General features: G+C 40.5%; 25 protein-coding genes, 1 tRNA gene and 1 pseudogene. 16 read left to right on the top strand and 11 right to left on the bottom strand.

What is annotated here, in order from left to right; translation table 11 throughout:
- The first annotated feature begins 72 nt into the window (after positions 1-72).
- Both AAU57_RS14190 and rpsT read left to right on the top strand, forming a co-directional pair.
- Positions 73-144, top strand: a tRNA-Glu gene (locus AAU57_RS14190).
- Positions 145-187: 43 nt separating this feature from the next.
- A complete protein-coding gene (gene rpsT, locus AAU57_RS14185; protein WP_055413545.1) occupies positions 188-439 on the top strand; it encodes a 30S ribosomal protein S20 in 252 nt (83 codons plus the stop codon).
- A gap of 132 nt (positions 440-571) precedes the next feature.
- On the opposite strand, the gene AAU57_RS14180 is transcribed toward rpsT, so the two are convergent.
- Positions 572-1,159 carry a hypothetical protein gene (locus AAU57_RS14180; RefSeq protein ID WP_055413544.1) on the bottom strand — a complete coding sequence of 196 codons (588 nt, stop codon included), beginning with the start codon at positions 1,157-1,159 and terminating at the stop codon, positions 572-574.
- A gap of 243 nt (positions 1,160-1,402) precedes the next feature.
- Positions 1,403-3,178 carry a transcription termination factor Rho gene (rho, locus tag AAU57_RS14175; protein ID WP_055413543.1) on the bottom strand — a complete coding sequence of 592 codons (1,776 nt, stop codon included), beginning with the start codon at positions 3,176-3,178 and terminating at the stop codon, positions 1,403-1,405.
- Between the two features lie 208 nt (positions 3,179-3,386).
- Between rho and AAU57_RS14170 the strand changes: the two genes are divergently transcribed.
- The 3 genes from AAU57_RS14170 (at position 3,387) to AAU57_RS14160 (ending at position 7,664) form a co-directional block, all read left to right on the top strand.
- On the top strand, positions 3,387-3,797 hold the full coding sequence (locus AAU57_RS14170) for a DUF4293 domain-containing protein (RefSeq protein ID WP_055413542.1): 411 nt from the start codon (positions 3,387-3,389) through the stop codon (positions 3,795-3,797).
- A 170-nt stretch (positions 3,798-3,967) separates the two neighbouring features.
- On the top strand, positions 3,968-4,720 hold the full coding sequence (locus tag AAU57_RS14165; RefSeq protein ID WP_055413541.1) for a LytR/AlgR family response regulator transcription factor: 753 nt from the start codon (positions 3,968-3,970) through the stop codon (positions 4,718-4,720).
- A complete protein-coding gene (locus AAU57_RS14160) occupies positions 4,707-7,664 on the top strand; it encodes a histidine kinase (protein ID WP_082438642.1) in 2,958 nt (985 codons plus the stop codon). The genes AAU57_RS14165 and AAU57_RS14160 overlap by 14 nt, the downstream gene beginning before the upstream one ends.
- A gap of 173 nt (positions 7,665-7,837) precedes the next feature.
- On the opposite strand, the gene AAU57_RS14155 is transcribed toward AAU57_RS14160, so the two are convergent.
- Positions 7,838-8,326 (bottom strand): metallophosphoesterase family protein, encoded by a 489-nt coding sequence (locus tag AAU57_RS14155; protein WP_055413539.1) that lies wholly within the window; start codon positions 8,324-8,326, stop codon positions 7,838-7,840.
- Positions 8,327-8,611: 285 nt separating this feature from the next.
- Between AAU57_RS14155 and truA the strand changes: the two genes are divergently transcribed.
- The 3 genes from truA to AAU57_RS14140 are packed head-to-tail and all read left to right on the top strand — an operon-like array spanning position 8,612 to position 11,606.
- Positions 8,612-9,370, top strand: a complete 759-nt coding sequence (gene truA / locus AAU57_RS14150) for a tRNA pseudouridine(38-40) synthase TruA (protein ID WP_055413538.1) — start codon at positions 8,612-8,614, stop codon at positions 9,368-9,370.
- Positions 9,363-9,830 (top strand): DUF1109 domain-containing protein, encoded by a 468-nt coding sequence (locus AAU57_RS14145; RefSeq protein ID WP_055413537.1) that lies wholly within the window; start codon positions 9,363-9,365, stop codon positions 9,828-9,830. Before truA ends, AAU57_RS14145 begins: the two co-directional genes overlap by 8 nt.
- Positions 9,831-9,833: 3 nt before the next feature.
- A complete protein-coding gene (locus tag AAU57_RS14140; RefSeq protein WP_055413536.1) occupies positions 9,834-11,606 on the top strand; it encodes an ABC transporter ATP-binding protein in 1,773 nt (590 codons plus the stop codon).
- Here AAU57_RS14140 and AAU57_RS14135 read toward each other — a convergent pair.
- Genes AAU57_RS14135 through folP form a run of 3 tightly spaced genes read right to left on the bottom strand, consistent with a single transcriptional unit; the run spans position 11,603 to position 14,069 of the window.
- Positions 11,603-12,445, bottom strand: a complete 843-nt coding sequence (locus AAU57_RS14135) for a DUF3667 domain-containing protein (RefSeq protein WP_055413535.1) — start codon at positions 12,443-12,445, stop codon at positions 11,603-11,605. The genes AAU57_RS14140 and AAU57_RS14135 overlap by 4 nt on opposite strands.
- The gene (cdaA, locus tag AAU57_RS14130; RefSeq protein WP_055413534.1) at positions 12,445-13,221 is read right to left on the bottom strand and encodes a diadenylate cyclase CdaA; all 777 of its coding nucleotides are present in this window, start codon (positions 13,219-13,221) and stop codon (positions 12,445-12,447) included. Before cdaA ends, AAU57_RS14135 begins: the two co-directional genes overlap by 1 nt.
- Before the next feature lie 17 nt (positions 13,222-13,238).
- On the bottom strand, positions 13,239-14,069 hold the full coding sequence (folP, locus tag AAU57_RS14125; protein WP_055413533.1) for a dihydropteroate synthase: 831 nt from the start codon (positions 14,067-14,069) through the stop codon (positions 13,239-13,241).
- A gap of 55 nt (positions 14,070-14,124) precedes the next feature.
- On the opposite strand from folP, the gene AAU57_RS14120 reads away from it, so the two are divergent.
- Positions 14,125-14,658, top strand: a complete 534-nt coding sequence (locus AAU57_RS14120) for a DUF1599 domain-containing protein (RefSeq protein WP_055413532.1) — start codon at positions 14,125-14,127, stop codon at positions 14,656-14,658.
- Positions 14,659-14,836: 178 nt separating this feature from the next.
- On the opposite strand, the pseudogene AAU57_RS14925 reads toward AAU57_RS14120, so the two are convergent.
- Positions 14,837-15,001 (bottom strand): annotated as a pseudogene (locus tag AAU57_RS14925) (thioredoxin family protein); the annotation flags it as partial.
- 300 nt (positions 15,002-15,301) lie between these two features.
- Between AAU57_RS14925 and AAU57_RS14115 the strand changes: the two are divergent.
- Together AAU57_RS14115 and AAU57_RS14110 are read left to right on the top strand one after the other, a co-directional pair.
- Complete coding sequence (locus AAU57_RS14115; protein WP_055413531.1) at positions 15,302-15,886, top strand: hypothetical protein; 585 nt, start codon at positions 15,302-15,304, stop codon at positions 15,884-15,886.
- Positions 15,887-16,053: 167 nt separating this feature from the next.
- Positions 16,054-16,581 carry a hypothetical protein gene (locus AAU57_RS14110; RefSeq protein WP_055413530.1) on the top strand — a complete coding sequence of 176 codons (528 nt, stop codon included), beginning with the start codon at positions 16,054-16,056 and terminating at the stop codon, positions 16,579-16,581.
- A 2-nt stretch (positions 16,582-16,583) separates the two neighbouring features.
- Here AAU57_RS14110 and AAU57_RS14105 read toward each other — a convergent pair whose 3' ends face one another.
- Positions 16,584-17,147 (bottom strand): thioredoxin family protein, encoded by a 564-nt coding sequence (locus AAU57_RS14105; RefSeq protein ID WP_055413529.1) that lies wholly within the window; start codon positions 17,145-17,147, stop codon positions 16,584-16,586.
- A gap of 126 nt (positions 17,148-17,273) precedes the next feature.
- Here AAU57_RS14105 and AAU57_RS14100 point away from each other — a divergent pair, with 126 nt between their 5' ends.
- Positions 17,274-17,594, top strand: a complete 321-nt coding sequence (locus AAU57_RS14100) for a hypothetical protein (RefSeq protein ID WP_055413528.1) — start codon at positions 17,274-17,276, stop codon at positions 17,592-17,594.
- Positions 17,578-17,919: a tRNA-binding protein gene (locus AAU57_RS14095; protein WP_055413527.1), complete on the top strand. Its 342-nt coding sequence runs from the start codon at positions 17,578-17,580 to the stop codon at positions 17,917-17,919. Before AAU57_RS14100 ends, AAU57_RS14095 begins: the two co-directional genes overlap by 17 nt.
- Before the next feature lie 4 nt (positions 17,920-17,923).
- On the opposite strand, the gene AAU57_RS15145 is transcribed toward AAU57_RS14095, so the two are convergent.
- Complete coding sequence (locus AAU57_RS15145) at positions 17,924-18,094, bottom strand: Lacal_2735 family protein (RefSeq protein ID WP_055413526.1); 171 nt, start codon at positions 18,092-18,094, stop codon at positions 17,924-17,926.
- Positions 18,095-18,125: 31 nt separating this feature from the next.
- Positions 18,126-18,959, bottom strand: a complete 834-nt coding sequence (gene rlmF, locus AAU57_RS14085) for a 23S rRNA (adenine(1618)-N(6))-methyltransferase RlmF (RefSeq protein ID WP_055413525.1) — start codon at positions 18,957-18,959, stop codon at positions 18,126-18,128.
- A 154-nt stretch (positions 18,960-19,113) separates the two neighbouring features.
- Between rlmF and AAU57_RS14080 the strand changes: the two genes are divergently transcribed.
- The 3 genes from AAU57_RS14080 (at position 19,114) to AAU57_RS14070 (ending at position 22,475) form a co-directional block, all read left to right on the top strand.
- Entirely contained in the window at positions 19,114-20,463 is a 1,350-nt protein-coding gene (locus AAU57_RS14080; protein ID WP_055413793.1) for a DEAD/DEAH box helicase, read from the top strand.
- 109 nt (positions 20,464-20,572) lie between these two features.
- Positions 20,573-21,097 (top strand): OmpH family outer membrane protein, encoded by a 525-nt coding sequence (locus AAU57_RS14075; RefSeq protein WP_156340227.1) that lies wholly within the window; start codon positions 20,573-20,575, stop codon positions 21,095-21,097.
- A gap of 94 nt (positions 21,098-21,191) precedes the next feature.
- Positions 21,192-22,475, top strand: coding sequence for an APC family permease (locus AAU57_RS14070; RefSeq protein WP_055413523.1), 1,284 nt, complete (start codon positions 21,192-21,194; stop codon positions 22,473-22,475).
- A 40-nt stretch (positions 22,476-22,515) separates the two neighbouring features.
- Here the strand turns inward: AAU57_RS14070 and AAU57_RS14065 are convergent, their stop codons facing one another.
- On the bottom strand, positions 22,516-23,241 hold the full coding sequence (locus AAU57_RS14065) for a heavy metal translocating P-type ATPase (RefSeq protein WP_055413522.1): 726 nt from the start codon (positions 23,239-23,241) through the stop codon (positions 22,516-22,518).
- Positions 23,242-23,246: the final 5 nt, after the last annotated feature.

The raw sequence follows: 23,246 nt of genomic DNA, 5'->3' as shown, positions 1-23,246 counted from the left end.
AAAAATTTGCAAGACGTTTGCAGGATTAAAAAAAGTGTTTATTTTTGCATCCGCTTAACGAGCAAAATTAATGGCCCGTTCGTCTATCGGCTAGGACGCATGGTTTTCATCCATGTAAGAGGGGTTCGATTCCCCTACGGGCTACAATAACATAATCGGTTTCTTAAGAAACCTAGTTTAAAAAGATATGGCAAATCACAAAAGTGCTTTAAAGAGAATTCGTAGAAATGAGGCTGCAAGAGTACGTAACAAGTACCAGCACAAGACTACACGTAACGCTATCAAGAAATTGAAAGAGACTGAAGATAAATCTGCAGCAGAGAAATTGTTTGTAGAGGTAACTTCCATGATCGATAAGTTAGCTAAGAAAAACGTTATTCACTGGAATAAGGCAAGTAACCTAAAATCTAAATTAGCAAAGCACGTTGCTTCTATCTAGATTGTAAGTTCAAAAAGTATTTTAAAAGCTTCTCACCAAGGGAAGTTTTTTTATTTTATCATAGTTCAATTCATAAAAAAGTTCCAAGCCATAAAAATAGCTTGGAACTTTTTGTATTTAAACATTGAGAGTTTAATTAGCTGTTCTCAAGCGGGACAGCTTGTTGCGTTCATCCTGTAATTGTCTTCCTAGAAGTTGCTTTTCTTCAATAGACTTGCGGCGCAACTCTTCAAGTTCTGCCTCGCTAGTGGCAAGCTCTGCTTTAGCTTGTTGGGTTACCGCGTTGCTCTTGCGGTATTGTAAGATGATCGATACAAGCGCAATGGCTAGCAAACCGACGATAGACCATACCATGATGTTGTACACATCTTTATTCATCGCTATTCCCAGTATGGAGATGGCATCTTTTTCGGCATTCAATTGCTCGACGTTGGTATTTGCGGCTGTTAGTTGCTCTTGCAAGGGAATTTGGGCTTGCTTTTCAAGAGCAACGCTTTCTTCTAGCTGCTCAATTCTTTCATTAAGCTCTAGGATGTAGGTAGAGGTATTTGCTCTTAAGTTTTTTAGATCACTTTCCTTAACAACTTTATAGTTGTTGAAGTCGTTGGATTCAGAAATCAGTTTTTCAAACTGATTGTCTATAGGATTCTGATCCATGGTTTGCTCCTGCGCGACGCCTATGGCGGTTATGAACAAGCCAGTGTAGATGAGGTTTTTCATGTTAGTTACTTTAGGGTTTTATAGGGTAGTTACTGGAACAACGCACAAACGGCTGCCAGATTATCATCTGATCTCGAAATTTTCAGAAGTTTTTAAAATAATCTTTATTAGATGTCATTGATGTTGTCCAATGGTCATTCCAGTAGGTTCATGGATGAGGTTTACGAGAAATTCGCTTTCGCGAAAGCGAACACGAAAAAGCCCCACAATTAAGTGAGGCTCTAGGTAGGATATTATTTGAATCTAGTCGTTCATGGTCGCAAGAAACTCCTCATTGTTACGAGTTTGCTTGATACGTTGAGACATGAATTCCATAGCTTCTACAGGATTCATATCGGCCAGGTATTTTCTCATGATCCACATGCGCTGTACTGTGTCTTTGTCCAGTAATAGGTCGTCACGACGTGTTGACGAAGAAGTAAGGTCAATGGCTGGGAAAATACGACGGTTGGAAATGTTGCGATCCAGTTGCAGCTCCATATTACCGGTTCCCTTAAATTCTTCAAAGATTACCTCGTCCATTTTAGAGCCAGTCTCTGTTAATGCTGTAGCGATGATCGATAGTGATCCACCACCTTCTATGTTACGAGCCGCGCCAAAGAATCTCTTAGGCTTATGCAATGCATTGGCATCCACACCACCAGATAGGACTTTACCACTCGCTGGTTGTACCGTGTTGTAAGCTCTTGCAAGACGAGTGATGGAGTCCAATAGGATCACGACATCATGTCCACATTCTACCATGCGTTTTGCCTTTTCAAGAACGATGTTAGCCACACGTACGTGATCGTGAGCTTCCTTATCAAAAGTAGAGGCGATCACCTCACCGTCAACGTGACGTTGCATGTCAGTTACTTCTTCTGGACGTTCATCAATCAAAAGGATTAATTGATACACTTCTGGATGGTTGGCAGCGATAGCATTAGCGATGTCTTTCAATAGCATCGTTTTACCGGTTTTAGGTTGTGCCACGATCATACCACGCTGTCCTTTACCTATGGGTGCAAACAGATCCATCACTCTTGTGGAGACGCTTGCGCGTCGCTCTGCCAGGTTGAATTTCTCATCTGGGAACAATGGTGTCAAGTGCTCAAAAGAAACACGATCACGAACCACACTTGGGTCCAGGCCGTTGATTTGTGAGATCTTGATGAGTGGGAAATACTTTTCACCTTCTTTAGGTGGACGCACCATTCCTAGTACCGTATCACCAGTCTTCAACCCAAACAATCGTACTTGCGATTGAGATACATAGATATCATCTGGAGATGCTAGGTAATTGTAGTCACTACTGCGCAAGAAACCATAACCATCTGGCATCATGTCTAGAACACCTTCGCTCTCAATGATTCCATCAAATTCAAATTCTGGATCACGGTAGCGATTACGGTTATCCTTATTGCCTTTAGGCACGTTGTTTTGGTTGTTGTTGCGTTGGTTCTTTTGACGTGGATTGCGGTTGTCGTTGCCATCCTTGTCATTATGATCGTTGCGACGATTGTCATTGCGGTTATCGTTGCCGTCCTTATCATTCTTGTTGTCACGACGGTTATCGTTACGGTTGTCATTACCGTTCTTGTCGTTTCTGTTGTCAGAATCCTTGTTGTCGCGTGGTTTGTTTTGTCTAGGATTCGGTTTGTTGGTGGAATCCTTGCTCTTTACCTGACGTGGATTGGGCTTGTTATTGGCCTTATCGTTTTTGGAATCGGCATCGTTTTGATCAGACGACTTGTCGTTTGAGTCATTTTGATTTTTTGCCTTACGCTCTTTAGGTTCACGCTTTTTGGGCGCTGATCTAGGTTTACGTTCCTTAGGTGCGTCTTGCTTAGGAGATTCTGGCGTTGAATTATCGTCAGCATCTAATTTTTTCACCACATCTGGATTAGCGGCTTGTAGGTCAAGGATTTTGTAGACTAGGTCCAGTTTGCGCATGGCGCGAAATTTTGGAACGTTCAATCCTTGAGCAATTTCCTGTAGTTCAGGAAGTTTCTTTGATTTTAAATCAGCTATTTGAAACATGTAATTATGGAAAAGTGTATGTAAATTTTCTTGAGGGATAAATGAGACTGGAATCTATCAGAAAAATTTTCAGTCCCTAGTTAACCTAATAAGAGGTGGTTAACTGTAATGTCCTACAATGATACGCTAAAAAAAGTTTACCAACCCTTGTTTTTTGCCTGTAAACTGTATTTTTGTCCAGCTTTAAAGAAAATTTAGGCTTTACACCATGATACAAAGAATACAGACCATATGGTTGATCCTTGCCGCTGCTTGTAGTGGTGGTTTGATATTTCTGGTAAGCCTATGGATCGATGGTGAGGGAAATGAAGTTGTGGCGATGGATGAAAATTCTTATTTTGGTGCCTTTGTGGCAAGTGCCGTAATTTCGATCTTTGCTATTTTTCTGTATAAGAATAGAAAGCTACAAACGGTGATCAACCGTTTGAACATAATGTTGAATTTCATTTTGCTAGGAGTTTTCGTATATCGAGCCCTAACGATGTCTGGAGCGACGGCGGTTGCAGAGAAAGGCATTGGGATGTTCATTCCTATCCTATCTATCGTTTTACTGGTCCTTGCAAATAGGGCTATAAGAAAGGATGAACAACTCGTAAAATCTGTGGATCGACTACGATAAACACAAGAATCTTAGTACTATTAGTGTGAAAACCTGCAGGGCGCCACCCTGCAGGTTTTTTGTTTATGGGGCTTTTATTGAGTTCGCTTTCGCGAAAGCGAATTCACTTTTAATCTGCATTACTTCCTACCAGCTCATCATCTGCCATTTCTTTTTCCTACATTTAAAACATGATTAATGTGGTAATTATCGATGATGAGGTAAACGCAAGAATGTTTCTTGCCAACCTTCTAGAAAAAGAGCTGGGTGCAAAATTGCACCTGGTGGAAAGCTGTAGCTCTGTCCAAGAAGGAGTCCAGGCCATCAAGAATAATAAAGTGGATCTCGTTTTTCTGGATATACAAATGCCAGAAGAAGATGGCTTCCAGCTCATGCAGTATTTTGACGAGATAAATTTTGAGGTCATTTTTGTGACGGCCTATGATCGCTATGCTATCAGAGCCTTTGAATGCAGCGCATTACATTATTTACTTAAGCCGCTAGATCCAGAAAAGGTAGGCCAAGCCATCACTAGATTTCAAAAAACACGTGAGCACAAACAAGCTATTTTAGAGAAATTTGATGTCTTTACAGATTATCTGGACAATAAGCGAAGTAAGGAAAGGATCGTATTCAATACGCCTACAGGATTTGAAGTGGTGGTGCTCAAGGATATTTTATATGTGGAGGCAGCTGGAAATTATTGCCAGTTCTATTTTCAAAACAAGACTAAAAAACTCGTAACGAGTTCCATGAAGGCTATTGAAGAGTGTCTGCCAGAAAAGGATTTTTGCCGCGTGCACAATTCATACATCATCAATCTAAACGAAGTGCGTTCTTTTATAAATGCAGATAAAGAGGTGAAGTTGCGCGATGGTACGTTAGTGAAAGTATCAGAACGTAAACTGGCTTATTTCAAAAACCGAATTAGTGAAATGGCATAATCTACTCTGTTGCCTGCTGGTTTCTTTAGTTGGTTTTACGCAACAATATCCATCTACTCACTTTTCTGATCGCGACATACTGCCTAACAATACGGTGCGCACTCTGTTTATTGCCAAGGATGGCGCATTATGGATAGGAACTGATAACGGTCTGGTCAGGAAATATAACGATCAGGTGGATTCCTATTTCAAGGAAGATGGCCTTACCCAAAACAATATCTGGGCAATTAATCAAGATGTTTATGGGAATATCTGGATAGGCAGCTATGGTAAAGGGTTATCTACTTTTAAGGACAATAAAATTATTCCCTACGCTCATAATGATCAATTACCAGATCAAGAGGTTACCCAGCTATTTATTCATGATGAATGGTTGTACATAGGAACCAGCGATGGACTTGCGGTGATAGACATGACTCGTCCTGACCGTATCATAACCTACGATCCTAATTCCATTCCTGACGATCCTTTCAACGTTCAAGGATTTTTAGAGCTCAAAAATGAGGTTTATGTGATCACCTATGATGATGGGATTCACAAGGTGGCACTCGATGAGGATAAAATCTCATTAAATCGCGTTTGGGCGGAAAAGTATCTCTATGGCGCTTCTCAATTCAAGGATTCTATGTATTTAAGTGGCAAGCAGTATTATAAAACTGTTTCCACAGCAGGTTTTACAGATATAACTTCATTGAGAAAAATGGAACCGCGAGGCAATTCTATTTTCTGGGATTATGAGCCATTGGAGGATAGACTTTTTGCAGCCGGTTGGGGAATCTATTCTAAGGATGGTGGGATTTATGAGTTAGTGCCAGGTGGATTTGAGTTGCGAAATGAGTTCTTTGATGTTGAAAGTACTCAAGTAACATCGCTTGCGGTGCAACGTGAGTTTGGTTTGTTATATCTAGGTACTTTGGATAATGGTTATTACGAAATCAGACTGGATCAATCAGTCTCATTTGAAAAATCAAATCACGATAGGGTAGTCGATTTTGCGCAGCTGGACGGTGATATGATTACCCTATACAATGATGCGTTGCAAATAGAGAACATTTCTATTGACGCTAACCAATTCAAAAAATGGCAAGTAGAATATGTTGATAGCAATCCTAATGATCTTCCTAAATACGAGAATTACTTTTATGAATTAAAGTACGATACATGTCCAACGGACATTGTTTTCTATAGCGTCAAAGAAAACCGTGGTACTATTTGGGTAAACACTTCTATCGGTATGTATCAATTTGATGGATCTGGAGCACTCATCAACTATATGCCTGTTCACGCTTTGGAATTCAATTTTACAGCAGATGGCCAATTGATAGAGCCTAATTTTTATCACGGCACGCGGGTTTATGATAGTGTTTCTACCATGAGATACACGTACTATGATGAGTCCAAATCTATGGATAACCCTAGGTTTGTGGTTGGCAGCTTTCAAGATGGAAATAAAACCTATCTCACCTCTATTTTTAATGGTTTATATGTCTATGAAGATGGACAGTTTATCTCATTAGCAGAAAACAATATTTGGAACGAGAAACGATTAAGGTTCATTACTGAACTAAATGACGGTAGGAAGGCGGTCACCAATGAAGACGGTGATGTATTTGTTATTAATGACGATTCAACATTTAAAGCAAGTCAGATCCATCGTGATCCATCACATGGTAAAACCATCACCTTTCTTTCTTCCTATAAGGATTTCATCATTCTGGGCACATCACAAGGAATAGTTTTTCACAATGGTGATCGCGAGATATTTATGAATCAGGAGCAAGGAGTTGATTCTAAAATCTACAATGGTTTTGTAAATGATGGCATATTGCATCTAGCTAGTGATCACGGTAGCTATTCTATACAGCTGGATGCAGTTCTTAATCAAAAAAGTAGGGTAGACCACATAGGTCTGCAATCTTTGATGATTAATGGTACAGAGATTAACGCAGCTGAAATGGTCAACGGTAAAATCAATTTGGATCATGATCAGAATTCGCTAGAGATTCAATTGAGTACCAACAACCATCCGTTCCCGGGAAAACTGAGATACAGTTACCGATTAGATGAGAGCGATTCGTGGATAGAACTACCAGAGAATAAACTTACGTTGCCTTTTTTGGATTCTGGCGATTATCAATTATTTGTCCAGATCGATGATGCTTCAACAGGTTACAAAATGGATCAGAAGATCCTAGAGTTTCATATTGCCAAACCATTTTACAAAAGCAATCTGTTCCTAGCATTGATCTTTTTGGTATCCATGATGTTTTTGATAGTTTATTTTCGCTTTAAGCGAAAACGTGCTTATCAAACAGCTCTAGAAAAGGAGTCTGTCACTAAGAGAATTGAAGAAGTTAAAATGGAGGCGTTGCTATCCCAAATGAACCCACATTTTATTTTTAATTCACTCAATTCTGTTCAATATTTTATAAGTAATAATGAGAATGATCGGGCTATGAAATACCTGGGCACATTTTCAGATTTGATCAGGTCCAATTTGCACAACACAGAACGACCATTGATCACGTTAGAGGATGAGATCGCGTATTTAAAGAGATATATAGATCTTGAAAATGCTAGATTCTCAGACCGTATTGAGGTTATATTCATTGTAGATCCAGAGCTGTCGTTGACACAAACGCATATACCAACAATGATCTTGCAACCTTTTGTTGAAAATGCGTTTATTCACGCCTTTCCCTCGCGCATAGAATCACCGCAAATAAGAATAGAATTTGCCGTTATCGACTCGCAGTGCTATCAATGCACGATCACGGATAACGGAATAGGTGACGTCAGTTTCCATAAAAACAAGCATCACGTTTCCAAGGGCACGCAACTGGTTCGGGAACGATTATCTTTTTTGGGTTATGATGCAGAAAAGGCTCTACAGATAAGCTATTCACAACATGGAACTCTGGTAAAGCTCGAATTAGAGCGATAGCAGTTATCCTAAAATAGGCGGCAGTTATGTATTGGAAATAAAACCTCTAAGTAATTGAATTAGGTTTGAAGAATCAAATTGGTTCAAGAAATTTTGGGGGATTTTTCTTGATAGTTTGAGGTTAAAAAGCTGGAAGCTCAATTCCGGCTTTTTTATGTTGTAAACTTTTCTAGTTACCGATCCTTTTCAATAACCTCCAAATTAGAAATCTTCCCAGCATTAATTTCAAACCTGAGCATGGTTCGTTTTTTATGGAAGCCATGAATACCTATAGCGCCTGGATTCATATGTAGGCAATCGATCTTTTTATCATTGATTACCTTGAGAATGTGGCTGTGCCCGCAAATAAACACGTCTGGTGGATTGCTATAGATTTCCTGTCTGATGTTGGGATTGTACCGTCCAGGATAGCCGCCTATGTGGGTGATCCACACATCCATTCCTTCGCATTCAAATCGATTATGCAAAGGGAATTGGGTTCTTGCCTTATCGTCATCAATATTTCCATATACGGCTCTTAAAGGTTTGAGAGCCGCTATCTTATCAGTCACTTCTAGATTGCCAATATCTCCGGCATGCCAGACTTCATCAGCCTGCAAGATATATTTTTCCATAAAATCGTCGTAATGACTGTGCGTATCTGAAAGGAGTAGAATTTTCATGAAGCGAAGTTAGGATGGCAAATTTATAAAACACAGATTTTGAGGTTCAAGTTCAAGTTCACGTTTAATGATTAAAATCATGAAATAGGAGACCACATCAAGGCAACCATATCTCGCCTGCCGCTCGATACTGGTTTTCATTTTGATGATTTCAAGATTATAGCTACTTAACGATTTTACGCTTTTCAATTTTAAGTTCGAGTTCGAGTTCGAGTTCGAGTTCGAGTTCGGGTTCGGGTTCAGTTCGAGTTCGAATTCAGATTCTGAACAACTACCTTTGCAGTCATGCAAAAACAGCGCTATTTTATTGAGCTTGCCTATGACGGCACGGCCTATCATGGCTGGCAGCGACAACCGCAAAGTATTTCTGTGCAAGAAGTGCTGGAAGATGGATTGTTAAAAATGCTGCGAGCGAAAACCTACGTCACTGGAGCAGGAAGAACCGATACCGGAGTTCATGCGACCCAAATGTTTGCGCATTTTGATTGGGAATGCGAATTGGATCCCATTCAATTGACGTATCGTCTCAATCGCTGGTTCCCTAAAGATATTAGTGTTTTTGAAATAAAAAAAGTGACCGACAAGGCGCATGCGAGATTTAGTGCAACACATCGATCTTACGAATACCGCTTCCATCTTAGACCAGACCCATTCAAGAACAGATCAAGGTATATCTTATATAGAATACCTGATATAGCACTAATGCAAAAAGCAGCAGATGTTCTATTGGACTATACTGATTTTGAATGCTTCTCGAGAACGAACACAGACGTAAAGACCTATCTTTGTGACATTAGTGAGGCGCGCTTTGAACAGAATGGTTTTGAACTAATTTTTCACATCACCGCTAATCGTTTTCTTAGAAATATGGTCAGAGCAGTGGTAGGCACTTTATTGGAAGTAGGCTACGGGAAATTGGAAGTTGAAGATATGCATCGCATTCTCAAATCGAAAGATAGAGGCAAAGCTGGCGCCAGTGCACCAGCTCAAGGTTTATATCTTACCAGAGTACGCTATCCTCAAGAAATTTGGATCGATGAGTAATATTTTATTTAAAGAAGAACAACGTTTTGATCAGTGGTGGTTAAAGCTGCTCATTGTGTGTGTCATATTGATAATTGCGGTCAGCGCTTTTGTGGCGATTGGACAATCATCGGATATGATCGTCATGGCAGCGACGGCGCTAAGTTGTTTATTGGGAATCGTGTTGATGGGCTCCATTTTTTACATGAAACTCACAACGACTATTACCGACGAGAAAATACACATCAGGTACTTTCCATTTTTGAATAGAGAATGGAAGTGGAGTGATGTCCAAACAGCAAAAGTCATTGACTATGGTTTTGTAGGTGGTTGGGGAATCAGAATTTGGACAGGAATGGGAACGGTTTACAATGTCAAGGGATCTAAAGGTCTCCATTTCAAAACCGATTCTAAAGAATACGTGATAGGCACACAAAAAGAAGAAGAATTGCGATCCAGTGTCGCGCATTTGCTTAAATAATTTATGGCATCAACTACAGGTAATGCATTTGACCTGTCGCTCTTTAAGCGACTTTTATCCTATACTAAGCCTTATAGGCTTACCACCATTTTTGTAGCCGTAAGCGCGATACTCATCGCGGTCGTGGCTCTAGGGATGCCTTACCTTATCAAGGTATCCATTGATCAACACATCATACCACAAGAATTTGAAGGTTTTGATACCGTCATTTATATGATGATAGGTGTCCTGATGGCAGACGTTCTACTACAACTTAGTTTTATCTTTTATGCCAACTGGTTGGGACAGCAAGTGATACGCGACTTGAGAACCAAGTTGTTTGATCATATGATGGGCTTCAAAATGAAGTATTTTGATACCAGCGCCGTTGGTAAATTGGTCACCAGAGCGGTAAGTGATATAGAAACCATTGCCAGTATATTTTCAGAAGGCTTGTTCGTGATTATTTCTGATCTGCTCAAAATGATTGTAGTCCTAGGATTTATGGCGTTTTCCAGCTGGCAACTCACACTAATTGCGCTCATCGTTATGCCGTTTATTCTGTACGCTACGAGGTTGTTCCAAAAAGCGATGAAAATCGCCTTTGAAGAGGTGCGTAATCAGGTAAGTAATTTAAATTCCTTTGTACAGGAGCGCGTGACAGGAATGAAAATCGTCCAGATTTTCAATCGCGAGAAGGTAGAGTACCAGCACTTCAAAGAGATTAATGACAAGCACCGCAAGGCCTGGATCAAAACCGTGTGGTACAACAGTATCTTTTTCCCTATTGCAGAGATGTCTTCCAGCATCGTGATAGGCCTCATCGTGTACATAGGCGTCATCATGAATATAGGGTCAGAATTCAGACTGGTGGAAATAGGTACCATCGTCATGTTCATTGACCTTTCCCAAAAGCTTTTTAGACCACTGCGACAAATCGCAGACAAATTCAACACCTTACAAATGGGAATGGTGGCGGCTAACCGCGTGTTCAAGATACTCGATACCGATTCTAGGATTGAGGATAACGGCACGTTGATCGCATCCAATCTTAAAGGTGACATTGAGTTCAAGAATGTTGATTTCGGTTATGTTGAGAATGAATTGGTTCTAAAAAATCTTAGTTTTAAAGTAAATGCCGGTCAAACGGTGGCCATAGTAGGTGCTACCGGCGCAGGAAAATCTACGATCATCAATTTGCTTTCCAGATTCTACGAGATCGATGCAGGAGAGATTGTGGTGGATTCCGCTTCCGCGAAAGCGTACCAACTAGAATCATTGCGGGCTCAAATTGCTGTGGTGCTTCAAGACGTTTTCTTGTTTGCAGACACCATTCTAAACAACATCACTTTAAAGGACGAAAGTATCACCGAAGAGGATGTAATAGCTGCCGCCAAAAAAATTGGCGTGCACGAATTCATTAATTCACTGCCTAATGGCTACCATTACAATGTGAAGGAACGTGGCGTCATGTTAAGTTCTGGACAGCGACAATTGATTGCCTTTTTGCGAGCCTACGTGTCTAACCCTAGTATTTTGGTACTTGACGAGGCCACCAGCTCTGTGGATGCCTACAGTGAGCAATTGATCCAGGACGCTACTGATATCATTACGAAAGACCGCACGTCCATCGTCATCGCCCATAGGCTTGCCACGATTAAAAAAGCCGATAAGATCATCGTTATGGATGCAGGAGAAATTGTGGAAATGGGAACGCACCATGAACTGCTCCAAAAAGAAGGTGGTTATTACAAAAACCTTTATGAGGTACAGTTTCTACAGCAAGAAGTGGCTTAGGTGCTCTGTCCAGGAACTAAAGAGGAAACATCGTAACCTAATTTCTCAGCCAGTAAAATAAAGGCAATAAACAAAACCGCAGCTATGATAATAAATAAGATGATCATCACAACCATTACTATGATACTTATTAATGATTTTAGGATCATAGTTCCTGTATCTAGATTAAAAGATCTCTTGTAGCAATACGCAGAGTGAAGAAACATAAATAAAAACCCTACAAACGACCAGTAATAAAAGATTGTAGGCGAAACATATATCAAAAGAATACTTATAGGAGTTGTAACCACTACCATGTGCCCGTAGGTATATAGGTAGAATACCACATGCTCCGTAAAATTAAAGTACTTTCTACCCCAAAAGGTGATACGGCCAGCGATGGCTAGTATTGGGATCGTCAATAAGAGAAAAACACCTTGATAGTCCATCATGGTAGAACTAAGAGCGGTTTGTCTCTCGATCTCTTCTGGACCCATGTTTGCAAACGCCATTGAGTCAAGTAGCCCAGATTCTTCCATGTATTGATCCATGACATTAGTCTGTTTAATAACAAATACATAGATACCAGTGATGAATAAGGCGACTAATAAATACCTAACGGCATCCATATAATAGACACGTCGACCGTTGATGTATCCGTTGATAACGGCTTCTGGTTTTCTGAATAAATCTATAAACGTATGTCCAAACTTCGTATCGAGACCCAAGTACATATCGCTAAAATCAGAAGCGACATTGCGCATGGTGATTCTGTTCTGGATCCATTTGGCACCACAGCTAGCGCAGTGTGTGTGTCCCACATAAAGCATGTGACCGCAATTCTTACATTCTCGTTCCATTAGTCCAGATGTGTTTTGATCTTGTCTGCTAGATCGTCCATATCTTCATAACTTTCAAAGGCTCCATCCATAACCAGGGAAACCTGTCCGGTTTCTTCACTCACGATAATCGCCATGGCGTTACTGCGCTCTGTCAGCCCTAAAGCCGCACGGTGACGCAACCCAAATCGCTGCGGGATTTTTCTATTGTCAGAAACGGGTAAAATGACCCGTGTGGCGGTAATCTTGTTGCCTTCTATGATCATCGCTCCATCGTGTAACGTACTGTTTTTATAGAAAATGCTTTGGATGATGGGTGCATTCACAACAATGTCCATGGTGTCTCCAGAATTTTTAAGAAAATCCAGCGAGCCATCGCGTTTGATGGCAATCAGGGCACCAGTTTTGGTAGCGCTCATACGTTTGCAGGCAGTCACGATTTCATCGACCACGCCGCTGTTGGAATCTATGTCTTCCTTAAAAAAACGCAGCTGTCTTAGAAACCTTCTTTTAGAAGTGAATTGGGTGGAGCCCAGCATTAGTAAAAAACGCCTCAATTCTTGCTGGAACACCACGATCAAGGCAAAAACGCCAGCACCTGTAAAAGCTCCCAACGCTCTGGACAACATTTCCATTTTCAAGAACAGCGTGACCTCATAGATCAAATAGATGATCACGATCCCTATGAAGATGTTGATCGCCGCGGTTCCCTTTACCAGTCTATACAAGTAGAATATCAATGCTGCAAAAAGCAAGATATCCACAAGGTCGATGATTCTAAATTCTGGTAACTCCATACCTCGTAAAAATAGGATTAATTATTTTGAATGGATTGATGCAATTGTATCACTTCCATAGCTTCCTTGACATCGTGAACTCTTAGAATTTTGGCGCCTTGATCCAGACATTTCATGTGTAGGGCACTGGTGCCATTGAGCGCCTCGCTAGCAGTAATTCCTAGGGTTTTATAGATCATGGATTTGCGCGATACACCTGCAAGAATGGGAAGACCGTGAAAATATAAGAGATCTAGATTCTTAAGCAACTGGAAGTTTTGTTGGGTCGTTTTAGCAAAGCCAAAACCAGGATCTATAATGATGTCTTTTATGCCGGAAGCTCTGGCAACGTGGACGCGCTCGGCAAAATACTGGTTGATCTCTAGAACTAGATCGTCATAGTCGGTTAGGGATTTCATGGTCTGCGATGTGCCGCGCATGTGCATCATGATGTATGGCACGCCTGCGTTGCCTACGGTTTCCATCATCTTGGCATCCAGATGTCCTGCGCTTATATCATTGACGATGTGAATACCGTGTTGAAGTGCTTTTGCTATGACGCTTTCGCGAAAGCTGTCACAACTAATCACGGCGCTAGGAAAATGCTTTTTGACCAGATCAATGACCGAAATAACACGTTGGATCTCTTCTTCGGCTGAAATATCCTCACTATCAGGCTTGCTGCTATAACCACCTATATCGATGAAGGTCGCACCGTCTGCCAGCATAGTTTCTACCTGTTTCAAAATGTCTTTGTCAGATTTGAGCGCTCCACCATCATAAAAGGAATCTGGTGTGATGTTGACGATGCCCATGACGTGAGGTGTTGAAAGATCAATCAATTTACCGGCGCAATTTATCGTGGACATAAGGATAGGTTATCGTATTTTGTGGGCTCAATTTACACCAAATTATAGAGTCTTTATGAGCGCCACCAGCCAGCAATATGATCAAGTTATAAGCACGTGTCGGGATCTTTTTACTAAGAAAATGGCAGACTACGGCAGTGCCTGGCGCATCTTGAGACTGCCATCGCTTACAGATCAGATTTTTATCAAGGCGCAACGCATACGCGGCCTACAAACTCTAGCCGAATCCAAAGTGGATGAAGGTCAGGAAAGCGAGTTCATTGGCATCATCAATTATTCCATCATGGCATTGATCCAGCTGGAAAAAGGCGTCGTCGAACAACCAGATCTCAACCTAGAACAAGCCACAGAACTCTATGATAAACACGTCGCGATCACCAAGCAGTTGATGATGGACAAAAACCACGATTATGGCGAGGCCTGGCGCGACATGCGCGTGAGCTCTCTAACCGATTTGATCCTACAAAAATTATTGCGCGTTAAACAAATAGAAGACAATGCCGGCAAAACCATAGTTTCAGAAGGTTTGGAAGCCAACTATCAAGACATGGTCAATTATGCGGTTTTTGCGATGATTCATCTTTCTTAGGTTCTAGGTTAGAACCTACTTGTCATCCTGAACTCGTTTCAGGATCTGATGGATGTTATCGCATGAAGCTTACTCAGCTCCACTACATTCTGATGATTGAATCCTAGAAATCGCTAGTTTCACCATAGACTTCTGACAGATGCTGAAATAAATTCAGCATGACAATGCTCACAGTAAGCTACTCTGCTTTCCACTTAATCCCACATCCCATACTGGGCTTCTGGTTTTCAGGAACCTGTTTATTTCCTAGCAAGGAGTCCAGTGCTTCACGTAAAGATCTACCTGTTAGCGGTATACCATTTTTAGGTCGGGAATCGTCCAGCTGGCCACGGTAGACCAGTTTGTTATATATCATTTAATGCAATTCAAGTATATTTAGATTTATATAATATTATAAAACGCGATAGTGGGATTTGCTTTCATGGTGGTCATTATTTCAACATTATCTCACTAAGAAAATGTTTATCTTACTATTCTAACACCGAAGAGATTACAGCGTAATTGTGTCGTTGAGGAAAATGGTGAACACTTTGAAGTATTCAATTTTCGTTTGTAGTAAGTAGAAAACAATAATCTTATTGAAGAAAGATAATGTGTTATAGGTCACGAAGGTGGAAGAATTGATTGCCGGTAAAAAAATAAAATGAAAATAGCTTTATCTCTTTTAGTTACATCAATTTTATTTTGGTTTGTAGGAAATCCGCCTACGACCAATGAATTTAAATCTATTTTAAATAGACCAAAAATTGCAGTTTCCTATTTTAAACAAATTCAAGGATCGTACAAAATAGAAATTCCTGTAAATCTGCGATGGGAATTACAAGAAGTGGTAGATCAGTATGCGAGTGATGATACTAATTTGGAAACCTGTGATTCTGCTGAAGTCAATGTCAGTTATCAAGTTGAGTTTTATAATGGTGATATTTTGAGTTTAAGAAAAACTACAAGTATTTTTAACTGTTACGCAACTGCTGTCGATTATCAGGAATATATAAATCTGTTGGTTTTCAACGATACAATTTTTACCGTAGAGATTGATTACAATCGATTGGATAACAATTTATCCTCGCCAAGAGAGATGCCTTCAGATTGTTCTTCTGATGAAAAAAAAGTATCATTATTTTTCTGTGATGGAAACGTTTTCATCAATGAATTTATAGATGAGATTTGTCAGGTGGATACGGAAATTCGTTTAAACGTTGACAATATGATCTTTAGGGCCTTTTAAATTAAAATCTATAAATTTCACTTCCACTTAATCCCACAATCCATAATAGGTTTTGGTTTTCTGGAACTTTTTCTGAAAGAGCATTCAGAGCTTGGTGATTAGGTTTTTCTAAAACCTAAATGCATATTAATATTATTAGGTGTTTAAAATTGAATTAGGATAAAGAGATGGAAAAGATTGTTAGAGTTTTAATAGTAGTAATTTCTGTTTATAGCATTCAGGTTAAGGGTCAGATACCTGGATTTACTACCAGTTTCGAAGAGAATACCTTTTCTTATAATGGAAAAATGGTACACGAAACTTATTCTGTGGAAATTCCAGGATTCAATGAAGCAATGACGTATAGTCCAGAGGAACTAGGTGTGAATACTAACCATTTAAACATACAGTTTTTCAGCGAGGTTGACGGTATTTTTAAGTTTTATCTGAACGATGAGCTGGTTATGAGTCGAGAAGTGAATACTAAAATTGATGAAAATGGTAAGTTGCCAAATCTTATATTTTACCCAATACAATTTCCATCTGGCAACAACTCTGCTATTTTGAAGGTAAGTTTACTCAAATATGGTGAGTTTCAAACTGAAATTAAAAAAAGCCATCCTATGCTATATTTAAAGCGATATGATGGTGAATGGTATTTAGATCATACGACTGTGGTTCAATTACCCTTTCAATTTTTTCTTACTAATAATTGATATTATTGTTGCATTTTCCACTTAATCCCACATCCCATACTGGGCTTCTGGTTTTCAGGAACCTGTTTGTTTCCCAGCAAGGCATCCAGTGCTTCACGAATGGACCTGCCTGTTAACGGGATGCCATTTTTAGGTCGGGAATCGTCCAGCTGGCCGCGGTAGACCAGTTGGTCTTCGTTGTCAAACACATAAAAATCTGGTGTGCAGGCTGCGTCATAAGCTTTTGCAACCTCTTGGGTGGCATCGTACAAATAAGGAAATGGGTAATCATTCTTATCGGCGACCTGTTCCATAAATTCTGGGCCATCCTGTGGATATTTTACCACATCGTTACTGGATATGGCCACAAAGCCAAAACCAGTCACACGATAATCATTAGCCAATCTTACAATTTCTTCATTGACGTGAATCACATAAGGACAATGATTGCAAATAAACATGACGACGGTTCCTTTTTCACCTTTGATATCTTCATAACTCAAACGATAACCAGATACGGTATCCAGCAATTCAAATGATGGAGCAATAGTTCCCAAGGGCAGCATGGTAGATGGCGTTAATGACATAGGATAGTTTTAATTACTGGATAGGTCGCATATCGCTAAGATATGTAACCTAAGCTTATATTAAAGTTTTGAAAACCGTACACTAGGGACGACATTCAATTCATAGCTTTATATAAAATAACCAACATGAGTAAGTTTAAAAACGGATACGACACACTTTCTATGGCTGTAGAAGATTTACAGTCTATGGGCTATACTATCGATTATGATCTTGTCGAGGATGGCCTCAAATCAAAAGACCTCAAAAAGAAGTGGAAAGCAGAAGAGCTTGAAGTGGTCAAGTTCTACCGCTTTGAAGGCGTCTCTGATCCTGCAGACAATACCATATTATATGCAATAGAATGCAACGATGGCAATAAAGGACTATTAGTCGATGCTTATGGAGCAGATGTATATATTTCTCCAGAGATGATTGAAAAGCTAAGAATGAATGAAGAAAAACCTTAATTGGGAAGAATTTTCTAGAATTGATATGCGCGTCGGCACCATTGTCGGCGCGCAGTTGTTTCCAGAAGCTCGTAAACCGGCCTACAAGTTAGAGATCGACTTTGGTGAAGAGCTGGGAATTCTTAAAACAAGCGCACAAATTACAGACCATTACCAGCCAGATGATCTTAAAGGCAGACAGATCATTGCCGTGGTGAATTTCCCAGCTAAACAGATTGCCAATTTCATGAGCGAATGCCTGGTATTAGGCTCCGTTGATGAGAATAATAAAGTGATTTTATTACAACCAGAACGCCATGCCCAGAATGGTGACCGCGTGAGTTAAAGGTCTATTTCTTGTCCAGTAAATCCAGTTTTTTGGAAATCTCATCAGCCTTTGCATAGGCCGCGTCACTGGCAGCACGATCTGTAGAAGATAGGCGGTGATAATCTGCCATCAATTTTTTGTACTGCTCCTGTAATTTTTCAGCTTCTGACTTCTTATTGAATAATCCGAACATTGTTTTTTCTTTAAGTCGCAGCCATCAAGGTTTAATTACCAAACTTCCACGCGAGTATGCGGCTTTCCTTGTTTCCCGTTTGCATGGGAATGACCTTCACTTCTGCATTGAGTTTTGTGGCTAGTTTTTGAAGTTTTGGTAAGTTACGCTTTCGCGAAAGCAGACCTGTAAACCATCCTACCTGTTCCTTAAAGTCTGCAGATTCCTTAATCAGCCGTTTTACAAAAAGTGCCTCGCCACCGTTGCACCACAGCTCGTGCGACATACCGGCAAAATTGCGGCTTTCTTCCACGGTACCTAGTTTGCGTTGTTTTTTCAGATTTTCCTTTTCGGCTTCCTCGGCGCTGGCATAGAATGGTGGATTGCACATCACAAAGTCAAAAGTTTCACCATCCTTGATGATGCCCTGCAATATGTTGGATCGATCCTGTTGGTGTCGTATTTCAACCGCGGCATTTTTAAGGGTGTTATCTTTTGCATGAGCGATACTTTGCTCATCTACATCGCTGCCTACCATTTTATAATCATAAATCGCATTGCCCAGAATGGGATAGATCGCACTGGCGCCGCAGCCTATATCCAGACCCGTTTTCTGACCTTTGCCTATCAGGTCTGCAATGTGGTGGATGTAATCTGCACGTCCAGGAATAGGTGGATAGAGGCTGCCGGCCGGCAATTTCCAGTAACGCACATTATAATGGTGCTTGAGCAGCGCAGTATTGAATTCCAGGATGGAGTCCGGCTTGCTGAAATCAATGGTGGTGGCTCCGTCAGGTGTTTTGGTAAAATGGGATTCCAGTGCTGGATGGGCTTCGGCTAGTTTGACAAAATCATAACCGTACCTGTGAACGTTTCTTAAATGCATGCTGCAAAGGTAAATGAAGTTGAACTTGAACTTGGGTCTGAATTTGAAAGGAAAAATCTTGGAGGAGTTCGCTTTCGCGAAAGCGAACTCATCATGGATACTTCAAGTTCAGGTTCGAGTTGCGAAAGAAGTACCTTTGCAAAAAATTACGGTCATGAAACACTTCAAGGAACTAGGTCTAAAAACACCTCTACAGAACGGTCTGGACGATCTAGGCTTTGACACCATGACGCCTATTCAAGAAGAGGCTTTTCCAGCGATTCTATCGGGTCGTGATGTGATAGGTATTGCGCAAACGGGTACTGGTAAGACGTTGGGATATATGTTGCCCTTGTTGCATGAGCTTAAATACAGCGAGAGTCTGGACCCGCGATATTTGATTCTGGTCCCTACACGCGAACTTGTGGTACAGGTCGTAGAGCAAATCGAGGCCTATGCCAAATACATCAATGTACGTGTCATAGGTGTTTATGGTGGTACCAACATCAATACACAGAAAAAAGCCTTAGGCGATGGCTGCGATATCGTGGTCGCCACGCCTGGTAGGTTATATGATTTGATCGTCGCACAGTCCGTTAAATTCAAATTTTGCAAGAAGGTCGTGATTGATGAGGTGGACGTGATGCTGGACCTGGGTTTTAGGTTCCAGCTCAATAATATTTTTGACCATTTACCTACCAAAAGGCAAAACATCATGTTTTCTGCCACCATGACAGATGATATTGAGGAGTTTATAAGATCCTTTTTCTCAAACCCTTTAAAGGTGAGCATAGCAGTTTCAGGAACGCCTTTGGAAAACATCGAGCAATCCAGTTATCCAGTGCCTAATTTTTATACTAAGGCAAACCTACTCATGCATCTACTTTCTGATGATACGGTTTTCTCCAAAGTGTTGGTCTTTGTTCCCAATAAAAAAAGCGCGGATCGTTTACAAGAAGTCATGGCGCCGCATTATGGTAAAGAGATTGCCGTCATACATTCCAATAAAACGCAAAACTACAGGTTGCGCAGTATTGAGTTGTTTGATTCTGGCACCTGTCGCATTTTGATAGCGACAGATGTCATGGCACGTGGACTGGATCTTTCCAAAGTCTCTCACGTTATCAATCTTGACGTCCCTAGGTTTCCAGAGAACTATATGCACCGTATAGGTAGAACCGGTCGCGCAGAACAAAAAGGAAAGTCCATTCTTTTCTTTACTGAGGAAGAAGCCCAAAACAAAAAGGACATTGAAACCTTGATGAATCAACCTATAGAGGTTTTGTCCTTTCCAGAGGATGTTGAGGTATCTAAGCAAAAGACGCCAGAGGAAAGTCCCGTATTGAGAGAAATTCACAATCCACACAAAACCATGGAAGAGGAGCGTGGCGATTCCTTTCACGAGAAGAAAGACAAGAATAAAAAAGAGAACCTGGGCGGTAGTTATCGCCGTGAAATTGCCAAAAAATATAAGAAGCCCAAGACGCGCGGAGACAAAAATGCCAACCGCCGCAGAAAAAAATAATTCAACAATTAAACGATCGCCTTTAAAAGTGGTCTAGTATTTGAAATACCCTTGAAAATTAGTCTCAAAATAAGTGATTGCTTATCTTGCGGCCTTTAAAATCCTTAAAATGAAAAAAGTACTTTTATTATTATTTTTAGTAGCAGGAACTGCAATGGCACAAACAGGTTTTGTACAGTATGAAGCCATTCTAGCCAGCATGCCAGAAGTAGAACCTATTCGTAAAGAATTAGGAGACCTAACCACAAAATTGCGTACAGAGTTAGAGAGTGCAGAAGCAAAATCTGCTGAAAAACTTCAAGATTTACAATACCAAGCACAAAAGCCAGGTACAACTCCAGAGCAGAAGCAAGGTCTTGCACAACAGGCGCAGGCATTGCAACAAGAGTTTGCCAATGCATCTAAAGCTGCAGAACTTCAATTAGGTGCTAAGGAAAATGACTTAATGAAGCCTATCCTTACTAAGTTGAATGAAGCCATTCAAGCGGTAGCAAAAGAAAAAGGATTAAAATTAGTTGTCAACGCATCTCAGGTAGTTTACTCTGAGCCAGGTGCCAACATCTCTATAGATGTGGCAAAACGTCTAGGTATCAAAATTGATGCTGACGGTACTGCAGCAGCGGCAGGAAACTAAGTTTTTTGACATATTAATTAAAGTCCAGCTCATTGAGCTGGACTTTTTTTTGCGGTCTATTTGAGATACATTTATTGTCCCAATATCGAGAAATATGAGCGATGAGAAGATCTCCTTAAGAGGAGCAATTTCAATAGGAGTTGGAGGAATGGTAGGTGGTGGAATTTTTGCCGTTTTAGGTCTGGCCATTTCACTCTCAAAAGGTGCAACACCAGTAGCTTTTCTTATCGCAGGAATCATAGCGTTATTCACCGCATACAGCTATTCAAAATTATCCATGGCTTTTCCAGACAGTGGTGGCACCGTGAAATTTATCAATGAAGGGTTTGGTAAGAACACTTTTAGCGGTGGATTGAACAATCTTCTTTGGATTAGTTACATCATCATGTTGGCATTGTACGCCAGTGCTTTTGGTTCTTATGCGCCTAACTTGGTTTCTATAACAGGCGATCAAAATATCGACTCTCATATATTCATAACAGGCGTTGTTTTATTAGGTACAACGATCAATTATTTTAGCGCTAAACTGGTAAGTACTATAGAAAGCTATGCTGTGATTGTCAAGGTGTTTATCCTTTTGGGTTTTATAGGGATAGGTGCTTATGGACTTTTGGATAGCGATCATATTGCTCAGTTAAACCCGGCTAAATGGGAAGGTGCTTTTCAAGTTATTACAGGTGGTATGGTGATTTTTGTGGCCTACGAGGGATTTGAATTGATAGCTAATTCAGTATCCAACATGACTGATCCAGGAAAAAATATACCCAAGGCCTATTTCTATTCTGTTGGATTTGTGGTATTGCTTTATATCGCTATTGCTGTTATTGCGGTAGGCTCATTATCCTTTGAAGAGATAAGTCAGGCAAAGGATTATGTATTGTCAGAGGTTGCACGTCCATCGTTGGGCCAGGCTGGTTTTACCATTATGACTATTGCTGCACTTATTTCCACGTTCTCGGCAATTAACGCAACTCTTTATGGGGGTTCTAGGGTGAGTTATAAAGTTGCCAAAGAGGATGAATTACCACATGAATTCACCGCAAAATTCTGGAATCATCCCATAGGCCTTGCGATCATTTGTATCGCTACCTTGTTACTCGCAAACCTTGCGGAATTGGAAAGCATTTCCACTTCTGGCAGCGCAGGGTTTCTTCTACTATTTACAGTCGTGAACTACACAGCCTATAAAAAGAGGTCAAAGTTAAAAGCCAGTAGTGGTTTGACCCTTGCAGGAACAATTTTATGTTCAATCGCATTTATTGTCCTGATCGTCCAGCAGTCGCAAAGTAACTTGACGGGTGTATTGATTATTGCTGGTATCATAGCCATGTGCTTTTTAATGGAATATATCTACAAAAGATCTGAAAAGAAAGCGTAGGCTGCACGATAGTTCGCTTTCGCGAAAGCGAAATAACCTTCTACATCACGAGCATCAATACAGCCATGACAATCATAATGGCATTTTCAATAAAGGTTGCCTCAGTCATGGGAAGTTTGAGCGCCGTGCCCAGACAAGCGCACTGAATGGACTTTTTATCCAAAAGTGTTTTAGATACTCCTATAGTCGTTATTCCCAGCACCACGAGCGTTGCGATCAAAGCGATATCGATCTCAAAACGCATCAGGAACATCAAACCCAATGCGGTTTCAATAAATGGATAGATCCATCCATATGCTGGAAGGACTCTAGCCAGCGGATCGTACATACTAAAGCTTGCAGGGAAACCTTTTAGATCCAGGATTTTGAAAAAACTAAATACGATAAAAAACAGTCCCATAAAATCCAGCATTGCCGTGCTCCAGGAATCTCTGGAATAATTGAGTAATACGGTAGCAATAGTGATATATCCCAAAATTATAAGGAGCGGTTGCAGCTGCTTTAATTTTGATGGCTCATTGGTACTGGTCTCAATAGAACTGTTGGCAAAAACATTGGTTTCCTGTTTTTGCTGTATGGTATATTTTTCTGGAAGTGCTTTTTGAAAGGTGTCTAGATTTATATGACGCTTCATTTCAATACGAGCAGTCTCACTTTCAAGATCTACAGTGGCACTAATAACACCTTCTACATTATTGAGAACTTGCTCGACATGGGTACGACAGCCATTGCAGGTCATGCCTTTGATAGTATAGGAATGTTTCATAATGT

It is taken from the genome of Nonlabens sp. YIK11, from assembly GCF_001413925.1.
Lineage (GTDB): Bacteria > Bacteroidota > Bacteroidia > Flavobacteriales > Flavobacteriaceae > Nonlabens.
This window is presented reverse-complemented; position numbering and strand designations above follow the sequence as displayed.